Below are 24,763 nucleotides of genomic sequence, written 5' to 3'. Positions count from 1 at the left end.
TGTCCGGCATGAACAACGACACTCCTCCCAGCGCCCGAGAGCTGGTCACACGGCAGGCTGGTTCCCTCAGTCTGGCGCTGTGGCATGACGGCACCACACCGGACGAAGACGGCGGCTACCGCCAGCGGTACGCCTACCGCATCGCCGATGCCACCGTTCCCGGCGCACTGCCTCATGACGGGCGGGACATCCATTCCGGAGTCGGCGCCGACGGCGACACGACCGCGGGCATGACCTCTCTCGTTACCCTTCTGTCCGCGGCGGCCGAGTCCTACCGGCACCAGATGAGCAATCCGCTCAGCGCCCCGGAGAGCCTGAACCTGTTCCCCGCCTGGGTCACCGAGGCCGCGTACCTCAACTCCGACGAGCTGACCATGCTCGCCCTCGAACTGGAGCACCCTGGCGGCCTCGGGCCCAACGAGTCGGCCACTGCGGAAGCACCGCCGGTCACCTCTGCTGGTCCGGAACCCACCGGTGAGGCGCCGGCATGGCCTCCCGGGCGGTACTACACGGTGATCTTCCTCCAGGACGAGGAAGGGCACGCCGTCGTGGACCTCCTGCAGGATCAGGGCGCGCAAGCCGCGATTGACCACCTCGCGCAGTGGGACTACGGGTCCGAGACCATGGAGGCGGCCTTGTTCAACCAGGACTACCACGCGGACGTCCCGCACTACTCGGGCACCAGCGAAGCCACCGACGGCCCCTACGTCCTGAGCTACCAGCCCGGTCTGGGCACGGTGCACCTGCTGCGTCAGTTCCCCGCCCAGGCGCCGGACGGCTGGCCCAACCGGTACACCGGCGTCATCGACCCGGCCCCCGGCCCCGCAGCCGCGCAGGCGGTTGCGCCGCGGGCGACCGCAACCCGTACCGCAGCCGGGCATGCGATAGATCCCGAGCCTGCCAGAACGAGGCCCGACGACGGTCTGTCCCTGTGACAAGCGAGCCGCTGACGGTGTCGGCCGCGCACCTGGTCGGTGTTCACGCTCACCGAGGCTCAGGGAGTTCGTCATGGAGACCACCAATCCGCAGCACGACGCCGAGGATGCCGCCGAGGCTCTGCGTCGGCTGGCGCACTCGACGCAGAAGCTCGACGACCTCGCGGACACGTACTGGGTGATCACCGACCTGGCTGCCGTGGTCCGTCGCCTGGAACAGGTCACCACCCAGGTCCTGACCGCGCATCGCGACAACGTGGACCTGGCCCACGACGACCAGGGCAAGGCTGCACCTGGACAGGTCCACGCACTGACCGCGGTCGAGCACCTGCGCAAGGCCGTCGAGCTGTTCCGCCGGGCCTACCTCAGCCTCGACCTGGCCATGGGCCACTCCGGTGCCATCGCCTGGTACCCCGCCACCGACACCACAGCTACCGCTGCGGGAGGGCGGCCCCGCGCCCAGGCGCGTCACGCCAGGCTCGAGAGCGACACCGACGGCGCCCTAGATCTGCCGCGCAGCCGGACCGCCAAGCGGTCGCGATGACGACGTCAGCCCCCGGCCAGGGTAGGGACGAGAACTCCGATCCAGGCAGCGCCCTGCCAGCCGAGCCCGAGCAGTTCCACACCGCGACCCTGACCACCGGCCGTGAACCCAGGTCGGTGCGCCGCGCTCGTCAGCGAGCCACGGCAGCTGCGCTAGCCCGAGCACGTCAGGACCGGATGCAGTCCAACCAGCAGCGCCTGGACGCGGCACGAGCTGAGACTCGCGGCCTACGGTTCCTGCCCCGCTTCGGCGACTACGGCCCGGCCACACTGCGCACGCCTATCCGGTTCCGGGTCCCCCAGCATCAGGACACGTCCGCGACCTGGGGCGCCGCGTACCCGTTCCTGGCCGAAGGCGGCCTCGGCGCCGACGGCGTGTTCGTCGGCCGCGACCTGCACTCCGGATCCTCCTTCGTCTACGACCCATGGGTGCTCTACCAACGAGGTCTGGTCACCGCACCCAACATGGTCGTGGCCGGGATCGTCGGCGCCGGCAAGTCCGCCCTGGCCAAAGCCCTCTACCTGCGCTCCCTCGCGTTCGGGCGACGCGTCTACATCCCCTGCGACCCCAAGGGCGAACACACCGCCGTCGCCCACGCCGTCGGCGGCCGAGCCATCGCCCTCGGCCCCGGCATGGCCGCGCGGCTCAACCCGCTCGACGAAGGCCACCGCCCGGCCGGAACCGACGACGCTGCCTGGGCCGAGCAGGTCGCCGCCCGGCGGCGGACCCTGGTCGGTGCACTGACCGAGACCATGCTCGACCGGCCGCTGCACCCGGTCGAGCACACCGCGATCGACATCGCCCTCGGCGCCACCGTGCGCACCAGTGCCGTGCCGATCCTGCCGACCGTCGTCGACCACCTCCTGGCCCCCGACAAGGCGGACGACCTCGACGGGCGGCTGACCGAGGACGGCCGGCACGTCGCCCACGCGCTACGACGGCTCGTGCGCGGCGACCTGGTGGGCTTGTTCGACGGTCCCTCGACCGTTGCGTTCGACCCGTCGCTGCCGATGCTGTCCCTGGACCTGTCCCGGGTCACGGAGAACAACTCCGCCCTCAGCGTCCTGATGACTTGCGCGTCGGCGTGGATGGAGGGCGTCCTGGCCGACCCCAACGGCGGCCAACGCTGGGTCGTCTACGACGAAGCCTGGCGCCTGATCTCTCACCCCGCGCTGCTACGCCGCATGGACGCCCACTGGCGCTTGGCACGCTATTACGGCATCGCGAACATGCTCGTCATCCACCGACTGTCCGACCTCGACAACGTCGGCGACACCGGCACCGCGCAACGCTCACTCGCCGCCGCGCTACTAGCCAACGCTGAAACGCGGGTCATCTATCGGCAGGAGACTGACCAGCTCGGCCACACCGCCCAAGCCCTGAACCTGACCCTCACTGAAGCCGGGCTGCTTCCGACCCTCGGACTGGGGCAGGGACTGTGGCGCATCCGCAACCGGTCCTTCCTCGTCCAGGCCCAGCTTCACCCCGACGAAGCCCGCTTGTTCGAGACCGGTGCCAAGGCCCGCGGCATACATGGCCGCGCCCGAGATCAATGAGCATCCTGGCCGCACTCGGAAAGGTTTCGCTCAGGAACAGATCGCTGCTATGTGCGCTCTGGAGCGACTAGGCGTCTTCAACCACCAACCAGAAAGGTCCGTCAGACGGGCAGGACTCCGGTGCTTGCACATCGGGCACTCCAGCGAGGTCGTCGTGCGCACCACCACGGAGTTCCACCTGGTCGCCGGCGATCAACTGGCCAGCTGACGAGGAGCCGGCCGGAAACACCGGCGTGTAGATGAGCTCTGTCTCGCTCTCGGTCACGGTGACGCAACCAGCCGTGTCCTCGACCTGACCTGAAAGAACTGCTGAATCGCCTACACCAGGGTCATCGGAGGCATAAGTGGCGTACTCCAAGCCGCTATCCGTGCTGCTACCTGATCCCTGGGCACAAGCGGACAGCCCTGCAACGGCTCCCAAGACCAACCAGCCGGCAGCAGTCGATCGCTTCATCGTGGGCCTCACCTTCAGTAGTAAAGAGATGTCGCACTCGGGATGCGGGAGATCTTCGAGTAGACACTCCATCCACCCGCACCTGAGGCACCGCCCTTGTGTATGCCGATCGGATGGGTTCCGTTCACCCATGGCCCACCGCTGTCTCCCCCGGCCGTCGGGGCGCCAGTCACACGAACGAACACAGCATTGCACGTGCCATTCGGGCAGGCACCGGTCCAGGTCGGGCGATACGCAATCGACGCAATGGTCCCGCAATCCCAGCCGAGCGCTGGCCTACCGCGGTGGCAGGCCGTGATCCCTGCTGGCACGTCCTGAGGCGAACCCATGGTCGTCGCACTGGACGAGGAGGATCCGAAGAAACTGCTGGACACGTAGTGCCCAGCGGGAATCCTGTAGAAGCCGATGTCAGCGTTCGCGCCGTGATTGCGCAGGGTACGGGTGGCAGTGACGTAGCTGCCAGTGCCCGCCGTGTTCGTGTAGACCCGCTTGCTGGTACCGCAGTGCGACGCGCTGAATACTCCGATGTACGACGAGCCATTCCGCGCAGAGAACGCGACTGTGCAGCCGTTCATCGCCACCCCGCCGCGGGTGAGGATCGTGTCGGATGCGACCGGGACCGACTCGACAATCACTTGGTCGAATCCTGTCGACGCGGCCAGTTCGATGGCGTCGACATCGCCGACGGAGTCCGTGGTATCGATCACGAGCGCACCATCAACGGACCGGACATAGAGACCCTGGATGCCAGGCGCAAAATCGCGAGCAATCGCTTCAACTTCGTCGGTTATTTCAGGGACGATCGTAGCGACAGGAGCCTCGTCGAGGACGGCCACTGTCGTCTCACTCGACAGCGCAAGATCCGAAACTGCACTCGCAACGTCCACATCTTGGGTGCGGACGCTAAGTCGCTGCCCGGTGTCCGTCTGATCGAACCAGACGTCCGCATCGACACCCAGCTCCAGGTTCTGCTCGTTGAGCACCTCAACGACCATCTGCTGGTCCGACACGGCCGCTTCCGCGTCGGCCTCATCGACGCCGTTCTCACGCGCATAGTCACGCGCCGCGGCGGCTCGGGGACCAATCGCATCGTCGGGCGGAGCAGCCTGCGCCGGCACCAATGCCAGTCCGCTGATGACAGCGAAGACGAGCGTTGTGGTCAGGACATGGCGTCGCTTCATGGTCGCTCCTGCCAATGGGGTCATGGGAGATGGGGCCAACCGGAGCCGACGATATTCCGAGCCGATCTCGGAGCACCACGAAAGTCCCGCCGTTTCACCCAGCCAACCTGCAAGGCGCCCAGTAACACGATTACCGACCGCGCCTTCACGGCAGCAGAAACCACAAGAATCACCTGCCTTGCCCACCGTGCGAGCTCTTTCGGCATGTCACCGATAGATCGTGGCGTTCACAAGACACCTGCCTTCCGGACACCGCTGGGAGGCAACATGCGTGAGGACACTCGAACGCCGGACGACCAAATCGCCGACAGGATCGCCAGGCTCGACGCCTTGCACGAGAGACTGGCGAGCGCCATCGACCGCCTTGTCACAGGTCAGGACTGGCGACGCGCGATCGAGTTCGCCGCCAGGTTCCGGAGCCGATCATTCAACAACACCCTGCTCATCTGGGTGCAGCATGCCGCGGCGCATGAGGAGGGCCGCGTCCCGGACCCGTACCCGACCCGTGTTGCCGGGTACAAGCAGTGGAAGGCCCTGGGGCGAAGCGTCGACAAGGGCCAGGCCGGCTATCAGATCCTCGCGCCCGTCACCGCACGGGTCGCGGTCACCGAAGACGGATTATGGCGGCGCCTGGGCAAGGGCGAGAAGCCGGAAGCGGGCGAGACCGCCAAGAGCCGCATGGTCGGGGTCCGGCCTGCCTATGTCTGGGACGTCTCCCAGACGTCGGGCGACCCCCTCCCCACACAGCCAGCTCCGGCGCTCCTGGAAGGCGAGGCACCACCAGGGCTCTGGGACGGTCTTGCCCACCAGATCCAGGCTGCCGGGTTCACGCTCCACGAGGCACCCACTGCCGCCGCCATCGACGGCGCGAACGGTGTAACGCACTGGCTCAAGCGCACCGTCCACGTCCGCGCCGACATGGACCCGGCTGCCCGGGTCAAGACGCTCGCTCATGAGCTCGGGCACGTCATCCTGCACGACCGGGACGACGTCGACGCTGTCGTCCACCGAGGCATCGCCGAGGTCGAGGCCGAGTCGTTCGCCCTGATGGTTGCCGCCTCGCACGGCATGAACACCGAGCGGTACACCGTGCCCTACGTCGCGACCTGGGCCTCCCGTGTACCTGGGCAGGACCCGGTGACGACGATTCAGAAGACCGCCACACGCGTTCGCACCGCAGCCCTGCAAGCCCTCGAGCAGCTCGAAACGCCTCAGATCCCGGACGGCGAACCACCCTCGTCGTCAATCTCCACGGTGGTCGCCGACTCCCAGGCCGGACCGCGACAGACGGCGAGCGCCGCACAGTCCGCGTTGCCACGGCCGACACAGAGCTCGACTGGTGCAGAAGGACCGGGAGTGTGAGCGGGCGGCACGTGCCCGTGACGCTACCCCGGGCTCGCTTCGACGTCGGCCCCGACGGGGACCTGACGGTCACGGTCGATGGCCGACCGTGGCAGCCGCCCGTCCAGATAGAGGGCACAACGTCGAGGGGCCCGGGCCTACCGTTGGGGCGTTCCGACGCCCCGTGGGCCCAGCAGCAGATCGCGAACGACCTGGACACTCCCGTCCGGGTCGAGACCGTCGAGGACGGTCGTTCCCGCACCGACATCGCGCTTCCCGACAGCTACCAGGTCGCAGATCCGCCTCGTCCTCAGGTCTCTGACGGGGTGGGCGCCGGCCCTTACCTGCCGGGTGAGCCGGTCTCGATCAGTGTCGTCGTCGGGCAGACGCACGCCGACGAGTACGGGCAGGTGCGCTACCAGCTACCGACCGCGCTCGGCGACCGGGCCGTGCTGGTTCACGGGGAGACTTCCGGCACCACCCGGCCGCTGGACACGTCGCCTCTCCCAGAACCGTCCGCCGATCCGGTCGAAGCGCCTTCGCGCCGCGCCTTCATGGGCCGCAACTTCGATGTCCGTCGGCGTCAGCCCGGTTCAGATCATCCCCGGCCCGCACGGCGGGCACCCGCGACTGCATCCCGGGCGACAGCGGACGACGGCCTGGGGGCACTGTGAGAACGCCGTCGTCCGCGCCCGGACGGGCGATGGGTGACGAGCTGACCGACCTCGGCCTGATCGCCCTGGGTGGGCTGCTCGGTCTGGCCGCTGTGCTGCGCGCGGCGGGCAGCCTCGCCACCTGGGCCATCGGCGCCAGTTCACCGACCGGGAGCGCGCTGACGGGACTGGGTGTCCTGCTCAGGCCCGCCGACCCCGCCGTCGTGCTCGGAGCAGACGGTCTGCACCCGGTCGCGTACTGGGTCACCGTCGCCGTACTCCTGACCGTCGTCGGTGTCGTTGTCTGGCAGGTCACCCAGGCAGTCCTGGGGATGAACCACCGGCAGACCCGCGACCCGCACCACACCCCCGGCACGGCGACGCGACGCGACGTCGCGCACAGTGCCTCGGAGCGGGTGCTGCTCAAGCGGTCACGCACCCTGCGCCCGTCACTACGGAAACCCACGGCGCCGGAGGTCGGATATCAGCTGGGGGCCGCGCACGGGCAGGGCGTGTGGGCTTCGGTCGAGGACTCCCTCTTAGTCCTGGGGCCGCCGCGGTCGGGCAAGGGCCTGCACATGGTGGTCAACGCGATCCTCGACGCCCCCGGGGCCGTCGTGACCACCTCGACCCGGCCCGACGCCCTGACCGTCACCCTCAAAGCACGCGAACGCGTCGGACCCGTCGCTGTGTTCGACCCGCAACACCTGGCCAAAGGACTGCCGGCCGGGCTGCGGTGGTCGATAGTTCGCGGCTGCGAAGACCCCCTTACCGCCATGATCCGGGCCACCGGCCTCGCCTCGGCCACCGGGCTGGGAGGGGGTGGGACGGAAAACGGTGGGTTCTGGGAGGGAATGACACGCTCCGCGCTGCAGGCCATGCTGCACGCCGCCGCCCTGGATGGGCGTTCGGCTCGGGACTTGTTCGCATGGTCAAACTCGCCGTCAGCTGCCGAGGACGCCGCCGCGATCCTCGCCTCCCACTCGGACGCGGCCACGGGATGGGGGCAGTCGCTGGAGTCGATCATCCAAGCCGACCCCCGCACCCGAGACAGCGCCTGGATGGGCGTCAAGCAGGCCCTGGCCTGCCTCGCCGACCCCCGCGTCCTGGACTCGGTGTCTCCCGGCCCGGACGAGTCGTTCGACCCCGAGGCGTTCCTACGGGACAACGGGACCCTCTACCTCCTGGCCACCGGGGCTGGGTCGGTGACCTCTGGGCCCTTGGTCGCGGCGTTCATCGAGGACCTGGTCGAGACCGCCCGGCACCTGGCCGCCGCCTCACCGGGTGCTCGCCTGGACCCACCCGTGTTGCTGGCGCTGGACGAGATCGGCAACCTTGCGCCCCTGCCTTCGCTGCCGACCCTGATGGCTGAAGGCGGTGGCACCGGTTTGACCACAATGCCTGTGCTGCAGTCCCTGGCCCAGGCGCGGGACAAGTGGGGCGAGAACGCGGCCAACGCGATCTGGGACGCCTCGATCGTCAAAGTCATCCTCGGCGGCTCCTCGTCGTCCAAAGACCTGGCGGACTTCTCCAGCCTGATCGGCGAACGCGACGAGTTCACCGACACCCACATCCGCGGCGAACGCGGCTCAAGGTCGATACAGCGCGCCGTACGGCGTGTGGCGATCATGCCGCCGCAGGCCATCCGGATGCTGCCGTTCGGCATCAGCTTGGTCCTGCTGCGCGCGGCGCCGCCGATCATCACCGACCTGCGGACTTGGACGACTCGACCTGATGCCGACCAGCTCAGTACGGACCGCGACGAGGTCGAGGCGCTCCTGCAGGACGCGGCCCAACGCACCAGGCGTCCCAGGGCCGACACCCCAGATCACTCCCCGCCCGAGCGTGGCCCCGTGAGTGAGCGAGACGAACCCCAGGACGACTCGGAGGAGAGCTCGTGATGGACGGCGGCCCGTATACCGGCGACGAGATCGAGTCGGCGTGGCACCACGCTGACGTGCTCCGACGGCAGCATGTACCGGATTCACGCCGCCCAGTCCAGGCAGTGTGAGCAAGATGATCTCGTCCTAATCGGCCGAACAATTGACGGAGATCACCGGAAGTTTCCACTCGCCAGGCACGCGGGTGTCAGCGGTCGGCCGCATCATGGTGCTCAGCGAGTCCGCAAGAAAGGGCACCGGCATGAAGGTTGTGGCCACGATCGACACCCGCGCTGCCGTCCACGGCGAAGAAGCCTCCCAAGCCCGCGAGATCGAGGCCGAGGCCGCGACCTACGAGCAGGCTCGTGACGCCCTGTTCGGCCAGGTGCCTGAGGACTGGATGATCATCGGCGGGATCGGTGTGCCCGACAGGGCCGACACCTACCAGCCCCCTCGACGCCACTAGCCCGCAGACGGACCCGTCCTCACCCTACGGCGGCCGGTCCGGGACACCGCAGTGTTCGCACATACAATAGAACGCATGTTCGACACTGTGGCAGTTCCAACGGCACTGGAACATGCCCGCGCCACGCTCCAGTCGGCCGAGCGCCGGGTCGGAGTTGAGCACCGCAACCAGGTCGTCGAACTCGCCCCGGCCTCCCCCGCACTCTTGACCGAGCTGCTGCCCGGGGGCGACCTGCCCGCCGGCGTGGCGGTCACCGTTCGGGGCTCGGCCAGCTTGATGTGCTGGCTCCTGGGCGCCACTCAGCGAGACCGGTGGATCGCGCTGATCGGCTGGCCCGAGCTCAGCGCCGTGGCGCTGGTCGAGGCAGGCGTCGACCTGGAGCGTGTCGTCGCAGTGCCTGACGCTGGCAGCCGCATGGCCGATGTCCTCGCCGCGCTCCTGGACGGTATCGAGATCGTCGTCGCCGGCCCTCGCGCCCAGCTCACCCGGAGCGAGCGGCGCCGGCTTCTGGCCCGGGCCCGGCAACGCGCCACCACAATCTTCTCGCCCGACTACTGGGAGGGTGCGGCGTTGGTGCTCGACGTCGAGCAGACCAGGTGGAGCGGCCCGGACCGCGGAGCCCAGTGGCTGCGTGAGGCCCACTTGGGCGTGGTGCGTCGCTCGCGTCTGGGCGGCGCTGGCGCTCGCTTCGACATCACCCGGCATGACACTACTGAACCGACCGCGCTCGCTACCCGCGCTGCGGCCCGTCGTCGGGCGGGGTAACGCCGTGGTGTACGACCTGACGGGGCTGATCAACAACTGGCCCGCTGCTGCCGTGGGTGGTGTGCCTGTCAAGCCCTCCTACTCCTGGGACCCAGTGGCCGTGCTGGCACGCCTGTGCTGGACCGATCACGCGATCTGGGTGCCCGGACATGCCAATCGGTGGAACAACCACTTCGTGCTCGTCTACGTCACCCCGGATGAGAACGACCGCCGGACCGAGACTGGGCTGTGGCTGCATTGGACTGACGTCGCCCGCGTCGTACCTGCCGAACCTTCCCGGGGGCCGATGCCTCCCGATGAGCCCATCTCGCGGGCACGCCCAGAGGCTCGGCGCCAGGCGCCCTCTCTGCGGTCTAACCGGACGGGTCGTTCTGACGCGCGCCCTCGTCACTAGCCCGGATTCAGGCTGAGTCGCCCTGATGGCTTCCGGGTGTTGTTGGGACACGAGACGGTCGCCTCTGCGGGCGTGCTCCAAGTGCGGTTGCGGTGGGTGTGGTGTTGGTCGTGCACCTGGCAAGGGATATGGGCGCGATTTGGCGCCCGTGACCCGAGCAGGGAGCCACCGTGACGATCCCCATTCGCCAGAGCTTGGAGGGCGTGTTCCTGACCGGGCTGCGTCCCGGCACTACCCGCACAGGCCTGCCCGTGCTGCGAGCGCGGGTACGCGCCCAGCAGTGGCAGCGAGAGGACGGGAGCTCCACACCCGGTGAGCCGGTCACGTGCGACCTGGTCGTATTCCACGCATCGACCCAGCGTGCCCAGACAAGGTTCCGGCCTGGTGACGCGTTCGTCGCCGCAGGCCACGTCAATGTCTACGACGTCACCCGTGACGGCAAGACCGTTCAGCGCGAGGAGTTCGTCGCCCGGCGCCTCGGGCGCGATGCGGCGCGCACCCGGTACAACGTCACCCGCACCCGCCGCTGGCTCCGACCGACCACAGCACCCGTTGCAGCATCCAGCTCGGGGCGTGCGTCGTGAGCGGCCCGGACCAGGTACACGGTGCCGACCCGGGCGAACCAGAGCTGCCCGGCCCGGACGCCCAGGACGAAGTGCCGGTCACGCAGGGCGGTGTACCGGCCGATGCGTCCGAGCTGTCGCTGCTACGGATGCTTGGGTGGCGGCCCGGCGACCCGCTGCCCGACGTCGACGGCCTGAATGACGCGCCAGACGAAATCGGCAACGACGGACAGCATTTCCCTTCGAGCGGTCGGAGCCTGGGCGGAAGCACGGCGTCCTCAGATGCCGACCCGCTGCTTCCGGAGGAGCCGGAGCCGGTCGTACCGATCAACTGGAACACCCTGGACCCGGAGCGGGCCGAGCAGGAGTGGTGGCAGCTGGACGCGTTCGTGTACTGGCTGCGCGACGACTTCGGCCTGACGCCGCAGGAGCTGCCGCCGATGTGGCACCGGCACCCCGAGCTGGTCTGGGAGCTGTCGGCGCTGCGCACGTCCTGGCTGGCTGGGCACGCCGAGGACGCCCACCCAGGGTCACCGCTGGTGTGGCTGCGGGACCTTTCCGACTCCCGGCGCCGGTTGCGGGACTGGGTCCAGCGGTGCGGCACCACCCTCACCGAGGACCGCTCCACCCGCCGTACCACCTGGCCCGGTGAACAGGCCGCCACGAGCCCGGTCCCGGTAACGGTCGCCGATCGGGCCGCGGACTTCGCAGTGTTCGTCGCCGACGACGTCGCCCGGCGGCGCCAGATCGAGGCCGACGCCCAGGCCGAGATCGAGGAGGCGCGTGCCCGACGACTGAGCCGTCTGCGCGAGCAGTGGGGTCTGCCCGGCACGTCCACCAGCACCACCGAACCAGCCCCGGACGGGCAGAGCTCAGCCGCGACCGACCAGGAGGGCACCCCATGAACCACGCCGTCACCCAGGAAGCGCTTCAGCATGCAGACATCGCAGCCCTGACCGCGCAGGAGCATGCCGATGCCAGCGACGCGCACGCACTGATCTCGCACAGCGTCTGGCGCCTGCTGCACAGCCTCGGCGCGCCGACCGGTGGGCGCGCCATGGCCTTCGGGCACGACCCGCAGATCCTGCTCTCCGGCGACCCGGCGCGCTCAGAGCTTCGTGACTCCGACGGGTTCCCCCTGTACTCACGGTGGCAGGCAACCGTCCCAGCCCCCGGAGCCCACAGAAACATAGTCGGGAATGCAGTCCCGATCAGCCGGTACCCCCTCAACCTGGAGACCGCGCCGGTCTTCGAAGTCGCCGTCGCTTCGATGCAGTACAACGACATCCGCCTACGCAGCCGCGAGGCTCGCGTCACCCGGCACCGCGGCTTTCACATCCAGGCCGCCGAAGCCCTGACCGCGCTGGCGCCAGGTGGACATGCGGTACTGCTGGCCAACCACTCGATCCTGGACTTCCCCGACCCGCAGCCCTGGGGCGAGCTGGCGCGAATAGCCGACTTCCTCGGAGCGGTGCGGCTGCCCTCCTACGCACTACGGGCTGCCCGAGCATGCGACGCCCCTGTCGATGTCCTGATCCTGCGACGCCGCGAGACCCCATTCCCCGACCCGAAACTGCAGTTCCCCGGTGTGCAGTGGTCACCCGAGGACGGCCTGCACGAGAGCACCTACTTCACCGATCACCCCGACCGGGTGCTCGGCACCCGAGATGTGGGCACCGACTACTGGGGCATGAAGCAGCTCGCCGTCCACGACCCAGATCGCACCTGGCCAGGCCGGCTCAACGCCGCGCTCGACGACATCGCACACCATCACGGTGCCCACAGCGACCGACCACCTGGCCCGCCGCCAGCGTCTGCACGGCCCTTTCCTTGGCCCAGCGCCACCCGCCCACCCGGGGAATCGCCCGGTCCGCAGCTGTGACCGCAGGCAAGACGGAACACCCGCCCTACCACCGCCACCAACGGAAGGAACACCCATGCAGTTCGACGAAGCCAACTTCATCCAGACCGACCTGGAGACACTCCTGGAGCTGTTCGGAAAGAAGTACCACTACGACACCCCGGCGGCCGCAGCGCACCAGAACATCTCGGAACACCTGTGGCCGCACCTGAAGGCGCTGGAGTACACGACCGAACGACTCCTGGCCATCGGCGAGGACTCCGATGTGCTCGCCGGCGTCCCGCCCGACGCACGAGAGCTCACCGAGAGCATCGACGACTACGAGGTCGGCGACGTCCTGATCGCCGACTCGCCCCGTGCCGACCAGTGGCCACACCCTGACCTGCAGCTCCGGCTGGCGAAGGAAGCCGAGCTCGAGAACGCGAGCCTCGTCCTGGCCAATCTGCCGATGACGGACACCCGAGCGCTGACCCGTGCCACGAAGACCGATCTCGCGATGGTGCACCACGGGCTCATCCTCGACGCCCTGGCCTGGCTCCGCCCGGGCGGGCTCCTGGTTGTCACAGCCCATCGCCAGTTGCTGGAGGGTTCCGACGCCCAGCCCCGCCGCTCCATCGCCCGGCACGCAGACCTGGTCGCCGCCGTCCGCCTGCCCTCGTCCGCGCTACGTCAGGCACCGCTCCAGGACAGCCCCGTCGATCTGCTCCTGCTGCGTCGCCGCGAACCAGGTCACCCGCCGGCCGGCCTGGACTTCATCGGCCGAAGCCCCGTACACGTCCACGACGCTCCGGACATGCTCATCAACGACTGCTACGCCATCGCGCCCTGGGCCGTACTGGGCAACATCGTGCCCGACCCGGTCGAACCCGACATGACGACGGTCGCCCCGGTCGGCGGTGACTTCCGCCGGGCACTCGCTCAGGCACTCGGTGCCCACTCCGACATCGCGATCGACGACGGCCTGTACGCCCAGGAACGCACCACACGCGCGAGCAAGGCGCACCCGGCGCCCGTCCAGGACACGTCGCGGGCCGCGAGGGCCAACCCGGACGGGCCTGCGCTGTGAGTGTCGATCCGAAGTCGATACCGCTGCTCCGCGGAGCATTCGTATCGGCCAGGCAGCCCGGAAGGACGCCATCGTCATGATCACCAAACTGGCGGAGTACCTCGCCCACTTGCCCTACACCATCGGCCACCAGCTCGGAGACCAGCACGTCGTCGTCGGTGCGTTCGACTCCGATCTGCGCACCATCGCGCACGCCGCCATCGACTGGAACGACGGTAACGGCAGCGACGACCAGACCGCCGAAAAGATCACCGCATACCTCGGCCGAGTGCTGAAACCGCACCCCGTCGCACGACTGATCGTGACCGCGTACGGGCCGGAGGGCCCTGCCCGCTCACAGGCCCTCGCCGATGCCGTTAAGGATGCGTTGGGACTTCGTACCGAACAGATCCATGTCCAGGAGGACTTCGGTCGCCTCCGCCAGTCCGCCACCGGCACGTGGGGACCAGCTGTGCGTCTAACGGGAGTCGTGCCACGGGCAGCGCTAGGCGGCCGTCCAGTACCTGCGGCGTCGCGCGAAGAACTGCTCGAATCCGTAGCCCCCTTGTCTGTTCCACTGTTCGGCGACATCGCCGCCGACCGGGCCGCCGCGCTGAGCAGCAGTTCTCCTCTTCTCCGGGCAGAGGTCGCGCAGCACGCCATCGACACCCTGGCCACCGGGCCAGTCGACGACCTCCAGCAGATGTCAGTCCTGTCTCACCTGATCACCACCGACATCCGGATGCGCGACTGCGCGCTCGCGCACGCAATTGGCGCGAGCGACGAACTGATGGGACCTCGAACCAGTGCCCTAGTTCGCACGTTCCGAGCGGCACCACCCGACGAACGGCCCGAGCTCGCGTCCACCGCTGCTGCGGCGGCATTCCTCGCCGTGTGGCCCCCGCCGATCGTTCACGGCCTCTTGCGATACGCGAATGAGTCATCCGGCCTCACCACGCTCGTTACACGGGCGATCGAGGCGGGTGTCGACCCCAGACCGATGCGACCGGGCATCGCACGCGCGTCACAAGACCAACTGACCAGGCTCGAGGATGACTGGACTGCTCAGCGTCCAGCGCCGCGTCTCGCAAGCGGGCGAACGGTTTCGTCGCCGGCTCCGTCCGTACCGTCGACGGGCTACCCAAGGCGGGAGCACCACGACCCTGGGGCCGGCACACCTGAGTTGTAGGCAGGTAGGAGCGGCTATGACCTACGGCGACATCAGCATCGTCCTGAGGGACACGCTCACGAGGATTCTCACCGACTACCTGCGGCCGATCCCGCACCTCGGTGGTCCGATGGGGCGCGGCGTACCCCGACGGACGCCGTCAGGGATCGACGCGGACCTCCTGCTCGTCCAGCGGTACCGAATCCCGGTGCTGCAGTGGACCCTAGCGCTGCTCGACGCTGTCGTGCCCGCGAATGCAACAACACTCGATCCTGAATGGGGCCCGGGCCGCCTGCTGGTCAACCGATTCGCGGCCGCGGTGGAGCCCATCGCCCAGGCCATCCCGGAACCGTCCGACGCCGACATGCGTGCCCGCCACCAGTACGAGTTGGTTGAGATGTGGCGCCAGGCGGCCAGTGCAGCGAGCGAGGCACTCGACCACGAACTCGGCGCACTGACCAATCTCTCCCGGGCGGACGGCCTCCGCGCCATCAGCGACGCCTGCGACCTGGTGCGGGCGCTGATCCGGCTCGACGACCGGATACGCGACAGGTCGACCTGGTACCACTTCGGTGGCAGCCGATACGTCAAAGGTCACACCCATTCCTGGGGCCTGCTCCGCGCGGCCGAACTGTGCGCAGACTGGCTGTCAGCCCATGACCTCGGCCAGGTCCTGGACGCCCAGGGCCAGCGCACCGGCGACATCGACCACACCGGCATGTTCCACCAGCGTCTCGCTGTGACACCTGGTCCGTATCCGCCAGGTGTGTCCGGGGCGAACGACGCCCAGCGCAATGCGCTCTTGCACCTGGACGTCCCGCCTGGCGCCCTGACGCTGCGCCGTCTGATCATCGCCCACCGACAGGTCAGCTACGACGCGCGTAACATCGCGCGGTCCGTCGGTGCAACCGGCCTTGCCGCGCGGTTCGACGAGCGCTTCCTCCTCTACGACCGGCTCGTGCACACGACCAGCGGCGTTCGTGACGGCGACACGAAACCGGATCCGAAACATGCCTGGCATCCCGACCAGGCCCTCTCAGAGACCCGCACCACGATCAGACTCCTCGCCACGCCAGCTACCCCGTCAACGCTCGACCTGGCCGTGCTCGACAGGCTCGCAAACAGGGTCGACGCCCGCCTTGCAACGATCCTGCGCGAAGGCGCCCGCGACCGTCGCTACGTACTGACGAACGGGCGCGGCATCACGGACCGGGTCGTCTCGCTCGCCCCGCGCAGCGCTCCGGAATTCTTCGCTCTGGCTTCGGAGCTAACCGCGCGCCTCCGGACCGAACTGTCGCTGCCGTCTCCGTGGACGTCCCGGGACATCGAGGCCGCCGAGCATTCGAGAGCAACCTTCAGGGCCTCGCTGCTCGCGGGCCGGCGCGGAAGTCGCACCAGCGGACTCCGCTTCGAGGAACGGCATAGCCCTGCATCGCACCTTGCCGCTGAGCCTGGCACCCCGGAGGCACAGGAAGCTGCCTACCGGCGCTACCTCGCTTCCACACCGACCCGGTCTAGCCGGAGCGCGCCGCCGCCCGGCATCCAACGCTGACCACAGCCAGTCCCCAGGCGGCCCGGACTGCACCTCACACCTCTCCTGTATGGAGATCTCCGCCGATATCGCCCACGCCGCGCGACACTCGACGGTGTCGGACGACGGACTCAGCTTCGTCGCTCGGCTTCCCGAGAACTACGAACCGCCGCCCGACGCGCTGGCCGTCTTCGTCCGCATCCTGCGCCGCGTCGCAGAGGAGGATCGCGCCAACCGCCCCACCGGGAGGGCACGAAAGGCAGCGTGACCCATGGATCTCGCCTTCCTCGGCCGGGTCTCGACCGAAGACGCCCAGGACCCCACGACGTCGCGGATGTGGCAGCTCAAACGAGCCCGAGACCTCGTCGAACCGATGGGGCACCGCATCGTCGCGGAGTTCTTCGACGTCGGCCAGTCTCGATCTCTGCCATGGAAGCGACGGCCCGAGGCAAACGCGCTCTTGGAGGAGATCAAGCGCGGCTCCCGCCGCTTCGACGGTGTCGTCGTCGGTGAGCCGCAGCGCGCGTTCTACGGTCACCAGTTCGCCATGACGTTCCCTGTACTCACGCACTACAAATGTGCGCTGTTCGTACCCGAGGTAGGCGGTCAGGTCGACCCCGACTCCGAGGCTCACGAGATCATGATGGGGCTGTTCGGCGGCATGTCGAAGAGCGAGCGTAGCCGGATCAAGAAGCGCACCGCGGCCTCCATGCGCGAGCTTGCCGCACACACCGACCGCCACCTCGGCGGACGCCCGCCCTACGGGTACCGGTCGATCGACATCGGCCCCCACCCGAACCCGGCTAAGGCCGCCGCAGGCCAGCGTGCCCACAAGCTGTCCCCCGATCCCGTCACGGCCCCGGTCATCGAGCGGATCTTCGCCGAGTTCATCGCCGGAAAGGCAGTCCGCGCCATCACCGCCGGCCTCGTCGCCGATGACATCCCTTCGCCGTCCGCCTACGACCCGGCTCGTAACTCCCATCGAGACCAGCGCGGATGGGCCCACCAGACCGTCCGCGCGATCCTGCTCAACCCTACTTACACGGGTTACCGGGTCTGGGGGAAGCAGGAGAAGTTCGAGCAGCTCATGAACGTCGAGGACGTCGCCGCGGGCGAGGTCACCCGGATGCGCTGGCGTGGCACCGACCAGTGGATCCGCCCCGACAGTCAGACCCACCCCGCGATCGTGGACATCGCGACCTACGAGAAAGCGCTCGCCCGGATAAACGCACAGCGACGGGGAGCCAACCAGCGCAGCCCCAAGACCTCATCGACCGGCCGTGTGTACCCGCTCGCTGGCCGCTGCTTCTGCACCGCATGTGAAAGTCGCCTGTCGGCCCGGTTCTACGCCTCGAAGAAGAAGGACGGCACCGGCCGTGTGCTCTACCGCTGCGACGTCGGCGGCAAGCGAGCGCTCCCAACGAAGCTGGCCGAACACCCCGTTGCCGGTCTCAACCAGAACCGTGTCCTACCCGTGCTGGACAGCTTCCTCTTCGAGCTGTTCGACGAGCCAGCCGCGCTCGCCGCCACCATGGCCGGTGGAAACCCTGGTTCCAGCCAACGGGCGGTTGCTCAGCACAAGCAGATCGCCGAGACGAAGAAGGAGATCGAGAACCTCGTCCGAATCCTTGCGGGCGGCCTCACCTCCGAGGCCATCACGACTGCGCTCGTCGCTAAGGAGGCTGAGCTCAAAGCACTCCAACGCCAGCTCGATGACCTGCAGGCCCCGGGTGAGTCGATCGACGTCAAGCAACTGGCCGAAGACCTACAGATCGTGGGCGGATCGCTCAACGTCCTGGGTCGCGCTACAGACGAAGAACGCCGAGACCTCTATGAGGCACTCGGCGTTCGAGTCGACTTCAACGCCGCTGCGTCAGAAGTCGTCTTCTCTGTAAACCCCCTGATCACAGGGCGTTACGATAAAAGTGTCCGGAGGGGGACTTGAACCCCCACGCCCGATAAAGGGCACTAGCACCTCAAGCTAGCGCGTCTACCATTCCGCCACCCGGACAGGTGGACCGTTCCTGGCGTTTCCGCCTTCCCGGTGCGTGGAAAAACATAGCACGCAGGAGGGGTCGGGTCCGAATCGAAAAGCGTGTGACCTGGGCCGCTCTGAGACCAGGCGGCCCAGGTCCCGCCCGAACACCGGCGCGGGGCCGCCCGGACCAGGCCCTGGCGCCCCGCCCATCAGCCCAGGAGCTCCTCCGTGACCTCCCACAACCGCCGCTCGCGCTGCGGGTCAACCGCGAACGGTTCCACCTCGCGCTCGGCGTTCTTGACCACGAACGCGCCGTCGCGCAGGTGCGCCCAGCGCTCGTCGAGGGCGACGGCCGCCAGCAGCGGACCCGAGCGCTCCGGCGTCGAGACCCCGGGGATGCGCCCGACCGCGCGTCCCACCCGCTGCAGCGCGGGCCCGTGCTCGCGCGAGAGGCCGCTGCCGGGCATGAACCCCGGCTCGAAGACCGACACGGCGACGCCGTCGGGCAGGCGCCGTTGCAGCTCGTGCGCGTAGTAGAGGATCGCGAGCTTCGAGTTCGAGTAGGCGACGCCCGCGTCCCGGGTGCCCGGCTCCGCCCCGGCGTCCGCCGGCCGCGCGAGGTCCAGCGGGTCGCGCCACTCGGCGGGCGGCACGCCGAGCAGACGGCGCGGGGTGTTCAGGTAGTACGTGTTGGAACCGAGCAGCACGATCCGGGCCGGAGCCGTGAGCGCGCCCGCCACCTCGCGCACGAGCTGGGCGTGGGCCAGGTGATTGACCGCGAAGGTCAGCTCGTGGCCGTCCGCGGACGCCGTGCGGGTGTCCGCCACCGACACCCCTGCGTTGCCGATGACCGCGCGCAACGGCCGCACGGCGCCGTCGGTCAGGAGGCGCACGGCCTCCTGGCCGGCAGCGCGGACGTCGGCGAGGCTCGCCAGGTCGGCACCGATGGCGTGGGCCGTGGCGCCCACGGCCCGGACCTCCGCGGTGATCGCGTCCAGCCGCGGACCGGGCCGCCCCACGAGGAGCAGGTCGGGACGGTGCTGCGGGCTGCGGTTCGCCATGGCCAGCACCGCGGACCGGCCGAGGCCGCCCGTCGGTCCGGTGATGAGCACGGTTCCGGTGGTCGAGGTTGTCATGCCGCCATCGTGGGTCGGCCGGATGCCGCGGGGCAGTCGTCGGGTTGTCGTAGGACCGGCAGGGCCACCACAAGCGCGCGGCCGGAGCGCAGACTGGACCGATGGAGCTTGGACCAGCGATACGACACTGGCGCGACCGCGTCTCGCCCGACGCCGCCGGGATACCGGTCGGCACGAGACGGCGCGCCGCGGGGCTGCGCCGGGAGGAGCTGGCCCAGCTCGCCGGCATCTCCGTCGACTACCTCACGCGGCTGGAGCAGGGGCGGGCCACAGCGCCGTCGGACCAGGTCGTGGAGGCGCTCGCCCGGGGCCTCCGGCTCAGCGAGCCCGAGCGCGAGCTGCTGTTCCGGCTCGCCGGGCTGACCGCCCCGGGGCGCGGCCTGGTCTCCAGTCGCATCACGCCCAGCGTGCAGCGGATGCTCGACCGGTTCGACGGGCACCCCGTGGTCATCTTCGACGCGATGTGGAACCTCGTGACCGCCAACGCCGCCTACGACGCCCTCATGGGCCGGACCACCGCGTGGCGCGGGCCGGAGCGCAACGCGGTCTGGCGGCACCTGCTCGGACCCGCCTCACGCGTGGTCCACTCGCCGCAGGAGGAGGCCGACCTGGTGGCGAACCTCGTGGCCGACCTGCGGCTGACAGCGACGCGCTACCCCACCGACCCACGCATCCGCCGGCTCGTGGCGGACCTCAAGGCGCAGAGCACCGAGTTCGTGCGCCTCTGGGAGGCGATCGACCTGACCGCGCAGGAGGCACCGGCGAAGCTGAAGACGGTCGACCACCCCGAGGTCGGTCGCATCCGGATCGACTGCGACACGCTCGTCGTCGCCGGCGACGACCTGCGGATCATGGTCTACTCCTGCGAGCCCGGCACCGAGGACGCGGAGCGGCTGGCGCTCGCGATCGTCCTCGGCAACCAGGCCATGCGGGAGCGGGCACCGAGCAGCCAGGAGACCGGCGGCCAGGAGCCCGCCGCCGTCACTCCCCCGCCGCCACCTCGATGATCGTCTTGCCGGGCACGCGCCGTCCGGCGAACGCGGCCGCCGTCTCGGACAGCGGCCGGACGGCCCCGACCACGGGCCTGAGCCGGCCGGCCCGGACGCGTTCGGCGAGGTCGGCCAGCCGGGCGCGGTCCGGTTCGACGACGAAGAAGACCGCCCGCCCGTCCTTCGGGTGCACGGTGGGCGGCGCGGCGATGGTGACGACGGTGCCGCCCGCGCGCACCAGCTCGGTCGACCGCTGGAGCACCTCTCCGCCGATGACGTCGAACACCACGTCCACCTGGCCGGCCTGACCCAGCTCGCCGGAGTCCAGGTCGAGGAAGGCGTCGGCCCCGAGGTCGAGCGCCAGGTCCCGGTCCCCGGCGCGGCCCGTGCCCACCACCCGGGCGCCCGCCTCGCGGGCGAGCTGGACGGCGACCGAACCGACGCCGCCCGCGGCGCCGTGCACCAGCACGGTCTGCCCGGTGCGCAGGCGGGCGTGGTCGAACAGCCCCTGCCACGCCGTGAGCCCGGAGATGGGCAGCGCGGCGGCCACGGTGTGGTCCAGGTCGGCCGCCAGCGGGGCGAGGTTGCGCGCCTCCACGGCGGTGTACTCGGCCAGGGACCCGTTGCGGCTCCAGTCAGTCAGCCCGAACACCCGCTGGCCCACCGTCAGGCCCGTGGTCCCGTAGCCCAGCTCGGCCACGACGCCCGAGAGCTCGTGCCCGGGCACGGTCGGCGTCCGGTCCCGGCCGGACCGGTCCACCCAGGTGCCGGGCCAGTCGAGCTCGCCGGGCGTGAAGCCGGCGGCGTGCACGCGGACGACGACGTCGTTCTCCGCGGCGTGCGGGTAGGGCAGGTCGCTCATGACCAGGCCCGAGATGCCGGCCTCGCGGTCCTGCGTGGTGATCGCTCGCATGGTGGTTCCTCTCGTCGTCGCTGGACGGTCCGCGCGGGGGACGCTGCGCCCACTCCCCCATGCTGCCCACCGGTGAGCGGTCCGCGCCGCCCGAGCCCGGCCAGGAATCCCTCGGATCCGGACCCGCTGCCGCAGCCGCGACGTCGGCCTAGGGCTCGCGCATCCGGGACCGGAGGACGTCGAACTCGCAGCCCGGCGCGTCCGGGTCGAAGCCGTGCTCGACCAGCCAGCGTGACGCCGTCAGGCTGCGCAGCGACCACCAGGCCCGGATCACGTCGCGGTCCGCGCCGGGGCCGTAGCCGGTCAGCAGGTCGTCCAGGCGCTCCTCGTGCCCGAGCGTCAGGATGGCGAGGTCGAACATGGGGTCGCCGGGCGCCGCCTCGGACCAGTCGATGATGCCGGTGACCTCGTCGCCGTCGACGAACACGTGGGTGATCTGCAGGTCGCCGTGGATGAACGCGGGCCGGTACGGCCGGAGGGCGGCCTGCGCGATCTCGCGGTTGCGCCGGACCACCTCGGCGGGCAGGACCTCGTTTGCGAGCAGCCATGCGCACTCGCGCTCCAGCTCCGCGGCGACGTCGTCGAGCCCGCGGCCCGGCCAGGGCGGAGGCGGTGCGTCGTGCAGCCTTCGGACGGCGGCGCCCGCAGCGGCCCACGCCGCCGACGACGCCGGGGACGGCTCGCCGAGCACCCCGAGGGCCGTGCCGGGGACGGCGGCGATCGCGAGCACCGGCGGCTCGTGCCAGCGGATCGCCGGGGTCGGCACCGGGACCATGCCCATCGCCCGGATCTCGACATCGGCGTGCGCCGGGTCGCCGTCGACCTTCAGGAACACGTCGCCGACCCGCAGCGTCGCGCGCTGGCTGTGCGCGACAACGACCTCCACCTCGCCCATGGCTGCCTCGCTCATGGCGGCCATCCTGGCGCAGCCGGCGGATCTCTCCGGTTTTTCGGTGGGGTGCCGTGCGCGGCTTCCCTTCGAGACCGAAGTTTCTTGTCTTTGACCGACCTCAAAGACAAGAAACTTCGGTCTCGAAGGGGATCGTCCGCGAGGGGTCGGCCGACGTCGGCCGGGCCGGGCCGGGGCCGGGCGGGTGAGTGTCAGTGGTCGGGTGTTTCCTGGACCCATGAACAGACCCGACCAGGACGGCGCCGGCCGGAGGACGCGGTTCGCGATCGACGCCGTCACCGCGCTGCGCCTGGTGCGCGAGGACCCCGCGGCGGGCGCCCGCGTGCCGCTGGTCGCGCCCGCGGTGCTGCGCAGCCACGCCATGGCGATCCTCTACCGCGACGCCGACGCCGGGCTCCTCGACGAGAAGACGGCGCGGGCGCTGCTCGAACGGGTCGCGACGCTCAAGGTCCGGCTGCTCGGCGACCGGGTCTCGCGCTCGACCGCGTGGAAGATCGCGCGGCAGCTCAAGTGGGAGGACACCGGCCCCGCCGAGTACCTCGCCGTCGCCACGCTGCAGGCCGACGTGCTGGTCGCCGGGGATCGGGACATCGCCTCGGCGGCGTCGGGGCTGGTACCGCTGGCGACGTACGACGACCTGCGGCGGGCGTGACGGCGGCGGTCCGTGTCCGCCCAGCCCCGTGTCACCGCGCCGCCCCGCGCGTGCGCAAGAATCCTCGCGTGACCACGCTGAGGTTCGAGCTCACCACGTCCGTCCCGGTCGGCCCGCGCGCCGCGATCGACTTCCTGACCGACCTGACCCGGCACCGCGGCCTGCACCCCTACCTGGTGTCCGCCGACGTCGTCGCCGAGGGCACCGGACCGGACGGGCCGTGGCAGGAGTGGCGCGTCGTCGAGCGGCCGCAGCTCGGCCCGCTGCGGTACACGATCCGCTTCCCGGCCCGGGTGGTGCGCGACGGCGACACCATGACGTCGTCGGTGCGCGCCGCACCGGGCTGCACGCTGCGCACGGTCACCCGGGCCACGCACGCCGGGGACGACGACGGCACCAGCGCCCTGCTCACGGAGACCACCGAGGTCACCGCACCGTGGCCCGTGGCCGGGTACATGACCCGCCAGGCCCGTGCCGCGCACGAGCGCACCTTCGCGCTGCTGCCCGGGGAGCTGGGCCGGCTCCGATAGACAGGACCGGGCGGGCGCAACCCCTCGGGCAGCGCTCGCCACGCCGCGCGACACGCCGAGCGGGACACCGTGTGCGGCCGCCGGTTCCGGGGCATCATGAGGAACATCGGGGGGCGGCCGCATCTCGCAGAGGAGCCGCGACATGGAGCTGTCCGACCGGGCGCGCGCCGCGCAGGACGCCATCGGGCCCGTCACGTCCTTCTTCCAGTCGTTGCGTGCGATGGACGGGCAGGCCGGCATCGTCGACCTGACGTTCGGCGACCCGCACGAGATGCCGCTGCGCGGGCTGGTGAACGCCCTGCGGGAGAACCTCGAGCCCCGCTCCGTGGACTGGTTCGCCTACAAGACGAGCCTGGCGCCCGCCCGGGCGACGATCGCGGAGGGGCTGCACGGCGAGCTGGGCCTGCCCTTCGACCCGGACGACGTCGCGATGACCCAGGGCGCGTTCGGCGCCATCGCTCTGGCGTTCCGGCTCGTGGCCGACGCAGGCGACGAGGTGGTCTTCCCCCAGCCCGGCTGGTTCTACGCCCCGATACTGCGCGCGGCGAACCTGGTGCCGGTGCGGGCACCGCTGGCGGCGGGCAGCTTCGACCTGGACGTCGAGTCGATCGCGCGGGCGATCACGCCGCGGACGCGCGTCGTCGTCGTGAACTCGCCCGCGAACCCCACCGGGCGCGTCTACGCCAAGGACCGCCTCGCCGAGCTCGCCACGGTGCTGGAGGCGGCGTCGGCCCGCAACGGCCGCCGCATCTGGCTGCTGTCGGACGAGCCCTACCGCCGGATCCGGTTCGACGGCATCGGCTTCACGAGCCCGGCCGAGTGCTACCCGTGGGCCCTCGTCGACTACAGCTACGGCAAGGTGCTGCTCGCACCCGGCCAGCGCCTCGGCTACCTCGCGCTCTCGCCCCTGATCCCGGCCGCCGAGCGGGACGAGCTGCGCGCCGCCCTGCTCCCCCTGCAGATGGGGCTCGGCTGGACCTTCCCCGACGCCCTCATGCAGTACGCCGTCCCGGCCCTGGAGACCGTCTCGATCGACGTCGCCGAGCTGCAACGGCGGCGCGACCTGATGGTGACGGCGCTCGGCGCCGCGGGCTACGACCTCACCGTGCCCGAGGGGACGTTCTACCTGTGGGGCGCGGCCCCGGGCGGCGACGCGTCGGCGTTCGTCGCGGCGCTCGCGGGGCGCGGGGTGTTCGTGCTGCCGGGCAGCGTGTTCGACCACGCCGGCCACTTCCGGATCAGCCTCACCGCGACGGCCGCCATGCTGGAGCGGGCCCTGCCGGCGCTGCTCGAGCTCGCGCCGCGGTGAAGCGCGCCT

General features: G+C 70.0%; 25 protein-coding genes and 1 tRNA gene. 20 read left to right on the top strand and 6 right to left on the bottom strand.

From position 1 onward, the window contains the following. The first annotated feature begins 8 nt into the window (after window positions 1–8). The 3 genes from FHX71_RS07760 (at window position 9) to FHX71_RS07750 (ending at window position 3,035) form a co-directional block, all read left to right on the top strand. Complete coding sequence (locus FHX71_RS07760; protein ID WP_182615153.1) at window positions 9–935, top strand: hypothetical protein; 927 nt, start codon at window positions 9–11, stop codon at window positions 933–935. Window positions 936–1,008: 73 nt separating this feature from the next. Next, on the top strand, window positions 1,009–1,479 hold the full coding sequence (locus tag FHX71_RS07755; protein ID WP_182615152.1) for a hypothetical protein: 471 nt from the start codon (window positions 1,009–1,011) through the stop codon (window positions 1,477–1,479). Window positions 1,480–1,655: 176 nt separating this feature from the next. Then, window positions 1,656–3,035: a putative type IV secretion/conjugal transfer ATPase gene (locus tag FHX71_RS07750; RefSeq protein ID WP_312876958.1), complete on the top strand. Its 1,380-nt coding sequence runs from the start codon at window positions 1,656–1,658 to the stop codon at window positions 3,033–3,035. A 67-nt stretch (window positions 3,036–3,102) separates the two neighbouring features. Here the strand turns inward: FHX71_RS07750 and FHX71_RS07745 are convergent, their stop codons facing one another. Beyond that, entirely contained in the window at window positions 3,103–3,393 is a 291-nt protein-coding gene (locus FHX71_RS07745) for a hypothetical protein (RefSeq protein ID WP_182615151.1), read from the bottom strand. A 110-nt stretch (window positions 3,394–3,503) separates the two neighbouring features. Continuing rightward, complete coding sequence (locus FHX71_RS07740) at window positions 3,504–4,670, bottom strand: chymotrypsin family serine protease (protein ID WP_182615150.1); 1,167 nt, start codon at window positions 4,668–4,670, stop codon at window positions 3,504–3,506. 267 nt (window positions 4,671–4,937) lie between these two features. Between FHX71_RS07740 and FHX71_RS07735 the strand changes: the two genes are divergently transcribed. From FHX71_RS07735 to FHX71_RS07675, 13 genes are all read left to right on the top strand, one after another. Beyond that, window positions 4,938–6,032, top strand: a complete 1,095-nt coding sequence (locus FHX71_RS07735) for an ArdC-like ssDNA-binding domain-containing protein (protein ID WP_182615149.1) — start codon at window positions 4,938–4,940, stop codon at window positions 6,030–6,032. 143 nt (window positions 6,033–6,175) lie between these two features. Then, on the top strand, window positions 6,176–6,685 hold the full coding sequence (locus FHX71_RS07730) for a hypothetical protein (RefSeq protein ID WP_182615148.1): 510 nt from the start codon (window positions 6,176–6,178) through the stop codon (window positions 6,683–6,685). A 29-nt stretch (window positions 6,686–6,714) separates the two neighbouring features. Beyond that, window positions 6,715–8,565 (top strand): type IV secretory system conjugative DNA transfer family protein, encoded by a 1,851-nt coding sequence (locus FHX71_RS07725; protein WP_182615147.1) that lies wholly within the window; start codon window positions 6,715–6,717, stop codon window positions 8,563–8,565. Between the two features lie 142 nt (window positions 8,566–8,707). Then, window positions 8,708–9,010, top strand: coding sequence for a hypothetical protein (locus FHX71_RS07720; protein ID WP_246402353.1), 303 nt, complete (start codon window positions 8,708–8,710; stop codon window positions 9,008–9,010). 75 nt (window positions 9,011–9,085) lie between these two features. Next, entirely contained in the window at window positions 9,086–9,775 is a 690-nt protein-coding gene (gene imuA' / locus FHX71_RS07715; protein WP_182615146.1) for a DnaE2-dependent mutagenesis accessory factor ImuA', read from the top strand. 564 nt (window positions 9,776–10,339) lie between these two features. Continuing rightward, window positions 10,340–10,753, top strand: coding sequence for a single-stranded DNA-binding protein (locus FHX71_RS07710; protein WP_182615145.1), 414 nt, complete (start codon window positions 10,340–10,342; stop codon window positions 10,751–10,753). Then, a complete protein-coding gene (locus FHX71_RS07705; protein ID WP_182615144.1) occupies window positions 10,750–11,637 on the top strand; it encodes a hypothetical protein in 888 nt (295 codons plus the stop codon). Before FHX71_RS07710 ends, FHX71_RS07705 begins: the two co-directional genes overlap by 4 nt. Continuing rightward, the gene (locus FHX71_RS07700; RefSeq protein ID WP_182615143.1) at window positions 11,634–12,614 is read left to right on the top strand and encodes a hypothetical protein; all 981 of its coding nucleotides are present in this window, start codon (window positions 11,634–11,636) and stop codon (window positions 12,612–12,614) included. Before FHX71_RS07705 ends, FHX71_RS07700 begins: the two co-directional genes overlap by 4 nt. A 55-nt stretch (window positions 12,615–12,669) precedes the next feature. Then, window positions 12,670–13,659: a class I SAM-dependent methyltransferase gene (locus FHX71_RS07695; RefSeq protein WP_182615142.1), complete on the top strand. Its 990-nt coding sequence runs from the start codon at window positions 12,670–12,672 to the stop codon at window positions 13,657–13,659. Between the two features lie 76 nt (window positions 13,660–13,735). After that, window positions 13,736–14,827 carry a hypothetical protein gene (locus tag FHX71_RS07690; RefSeq protein WP_182615141.1) on the top strand — a complete coding sequence of 364 codons (1,092 nt, stop codon included), beginning with the start codon at window positions 13,736–13,738 and terminating at the stop codon, window positions 14,825–14,827. Between the two features lie 16 nt (window positions 14,828–14,843). Further along, window positions 14,844–16,358 carry a hypothetical protein gene (locus tag FHX71_RS07685; RefSeq protein WP_182615140.1) on the top strand — a complete coding sequence of 505 codons (1,515 nt, stop codon included), beginning with the start codon at window positions 14,844–14,846 and terminating at the stop codon, window positions 16,356–16,358. Between the two features lie 49 nt (window positions 16,359–16,407). Then, window positions 16,408–16,605 (top strand): hypothetical protein, encoded by a 198-nt coding sequence (locus FHX71_RS07680; RefSeq protein WP_182615139.1) that lies wholly within the window; start codon window positions 16,408–16,410, stop codon window positions 16,603–16,605. Window positions 16,606–16,608: 3 nt separating this feature from the next. After that, window positions 16,609–18,282, top strand: coding sequence for a recombinase family protein (locus FHX71_RS07675; RefSeq protein ID WP_182615138.1), 1,674 nt, complete (start codon window positions 16,609–16,611; stop codon window positions 18,280–18,282). On the opposite strand, the gene FHX71_RS07670 is transcribed toward FHX71_RS07675, so the two are convergent. Further along, window positions 18,264–18,348: transfer RNA gene (locus FHX71_RS07670), tRNA-Leu, on the bottom strand. The two genes, FHX71_RS07675 and FHX71_RS07670, sit on opposite strands and share 19 nt — an antisense overlap. A 176-nt stretch (window positions 18,349–18,524) precedes the next feature. After that, window positions 18,525–19,451, bottom strand: a complete 927-nt coding sequence (locus FHX71_RS07665; protein WP_182615137.1) for an SDR family NAD(P)-dependent oxidoreductase — start codon at window positions 19,449–19,451, stop codon at window positions 18,525–18,527. A gap of 101 nt (window positions 19,452–19,552) precedes the next feature. Here FHX71_RS07665 and FHX71_RS07660 point away from each other — a divergent pair, with 101 nt between their 5' ends. Then, complete coding sequence (locus tag FHX71_RS07660; protein ID WP_182615136.1) at window positions 19,553–20,458, top strand: helix-turn-helix transcriptional regulator; 906 nt, start codon at window positions 19,553–19,555, stop codon at window positions 20,456–20,458. Here FHX71_RS07660 and FHX71_RS07655 read toward each other — a convergent pair. Together FHX71_RS07655 and FHX71_RS07650 are read right to left on the bottom strand one after the other, a co-directional pair. Further along, window positions 20,433–21,353 carry an NADP-dependent oxidoreductase gene (locus FHX71_RS07655; RefSeq protein WP_182615135.1) on the bottom strand — a complete coding sequence of 307 codons (921 nt, stop codon included), beginning with the start codon at window positions 21,351–21,353 and terminating at the stop codon, window positions 20,433–20,435. The genes FHX71_RS07660 and FHX71_RS07655 overlap by 26 nt on opposite strands. Before the next feature lie 148 nt (window positions 21,354–21,501). Next, on the bottom strand, window positions 21,502–22,263 hold the full coding sequence (locus tag FHX71_RS07650; protein WP_246402351.1) for a phosphotransferase family protein: 762 nt from the start codon (window positions 22,261–22,263) through the stop codon (window positions 21,502–21,504). 217 nt (window positions 22,264–22,480) lie between these two features. Here FHX71_RS07650 and FHX71_RS07645 point away from each other — a divergent pair, with 217 nt between their 5' ends. The 3 genes from FHX71_RS07645 to FHX71_RS07635 all read left to right on the top strand — a co-directional run bounded on the left by FHX71_RS07645 (window position 22,481) and on the right by FHX71_RS07635 (window position 24,754). Next, entirely contained in the window at window positions 22,481–22,915 is a 435-nt protein-coding gene (locus tag FHX71_RS07645; protein ID WP_182615134.1) for a hypothetical protein, read from the top strand. A 68-nt stretch (window positions 22,916–22,983) separates the two neighbouring features. Then, a complete protein-coding gene (locus FHX71_RS07640) occupies window positions 22,984–23,445 on the top strand; it encodes a hypothetical protein (protein ID WP_182615133.1) in 462 nt (153 codons plus the stop codon). 142 nt (window positions 23,446–23,587) lie between these two features. Further along, window positions 23,588–24,754, top strand: coding sequence for an aminotransferase class I/II-fold pyridoxal phosphate-dependent enzyme (locus FHX71_RS07635; RefSeq protein WP_182615132.1), 1,167 nt, complete (start codon window positions 23,588–23,590; stop codon window positions 24,752–24,754). Window positions 24,755–24,763: the final 9 nt, after the last annotated feature.

Origin of the sequence: Promicromonospora sukumoe (genome assembly GCF_014137995.1) — a bacterium.
Classification (GTDB): Bacteria; Actinomycetota; Actinomycetes; order Actinomycetales; family Cellulomonadaceae; genus Promicromonospora; species Promicromonospora sukumoe.
Note: the sequence above shows the minus strand (reverse complement) of the source record. Positions and strands in the feature narration are given on the sequence as shown.

What these genes read in the sequence shown, in the direction of transcription:
- FHX71_RS07760 (WP_182615153.1), top strand. Translation starts at nt 9, where the DNA reads ATGAACAACGACACTCCTCCCAGCGCCCGAGAGCTGGTCACACGGCAG.
- FHX71_RS07755 (WP_182615152.1), top strand. Translation starts at nt 1,009, where the DNA reads ATGGAGACCACCAATCCGCAGCACGACGCCGAGGATGCCGCCGAGGCT.
- FHX71_RS07750 (WP_312876958.1), top strand. Translation starts at nt 1,656, where the DNA reads ATGCAGTCCAACCAGCAGCGCCTGGACGCGGCACGAGCTGAGACTCGC.
- FHX71_RS07740 (WP_182615150.1), bottom strand. Translation starts at nt 4,670, where the DNA reads ATGAAGCGACGCCATGTCCTGACCACAACGCTCGTCTTCGCTGTCATC.
- FHX71_RS07735 (WP_182615149.1), top strand. Translation starts at nt 4,938, where the DNA reads ATGCGTGAGGACACTCGAACGCCGGACGACCAAATCGCCGACAGGATC.
- FHX71_RS07725 (WP_182615147.1), top strand. Translation starts at nt 6,715, where the DNA reads ATGGGTGACGAGCTGACCGACCTCGGCCTGATCGCCCTGGGTGGGCTG.
- imuA' (WP_182615146.1), top strand. Translation starts at nt 9,086, where the DNA reads ATGTTCGACACTGTGGCAGTTCCAACGGCACTGGAACATGCCCGCGCC.
- FHX71_RS07700 (WP_182615143.1), top strand. Translation starts at nt 11,634, where the DNA reads ATGAACCACGCCGTCACCCAGGAAGCGCTTCAGCATGCAGACATCGCA.
- FHX71_RS07695 (WP_182615142.1), top strand. Translation starts at nt 12,670, where the DNA reads ATGCAGTTCGACGAAGCCAACTTCATCCAGACCGACCTGGAGACACTC.
- FHX71_RS07690 (WP_182615141.1), top strand. Translation starts at nt 13,736, where the DNA reads ATGATCACCAAACTGGCGGAGTACCTCGCCCACTTGCCCTACACCATC.
- FHX71_RS07685 (WP_182615140.1), top strand. Translation starts at nt 14,844, where the DNA reads ATGACCTACGGCGACATCAGCATCGTCCTGAGGGACACGCTCACGAGG.
- FHX71_RS07680 (WP_182615139.1), top strand. Translation starts at nt 16,408, where the DNA reads ATGGAGATCTCCGCCGATATCGCCCACGCCGCGCGACACTCGACGGTG.
- FHX71_RS07675 (WP_182615138.1), top strand. Translation starts at nt 16,609, where the DNA reads ATGGATCTCGCCTTCCTCGGCCGGGTCTCGACCGAAGACGCCCAGGAC.
- FHX71_RS07665 (WP_182615137.1), bottom strand. Translation starts at nt 19,451, where the DNA reads ATGACAACCTCGACCACCGGAACCGTGCTCATCACCGGACCGACGGGC.
- FHX71_RS07660 (WP_182615136.1), top strand. Translation starts at nt 19,553, where the DNA reads ATGGAGCTTGGACCAGCGATACGACACTGGCGCGACCGCGTCTCGCCC.
- FHX71_RS07655 (WP_182615135.1), bottom strand. Translation starts at nt 21,353, where the DNA reads ATGCGAGCGATCACCACGCAGGACCGCGAGGCCGGCATCTCGGGCCTG.
- FHX71_RS07650 (WP_246402351.1), bottom strand. Translation starts at nt 22,263, where the DNA reads ATGAGCGAGGCAGCCATGGGCGAGGTGGAGGTCGTTGTCGCGCACAGC.
- FHX71_RS07645 (WP_182615134.1), top strand. Translation starts at nt 22,481, where the DNA reads ATGAACAGACCCGACCAGGACGGCGCCGGCCGGAGGACGCGGTTCGCG.
- FHX71_RS07635 (WP_182615132.1), top strand. Translation starts at nt 23,588, where the DNA reads ATGGAGCTGTCCGACCGGGCGCGCGCCGCGCAGGACGCCATCGGGCCC.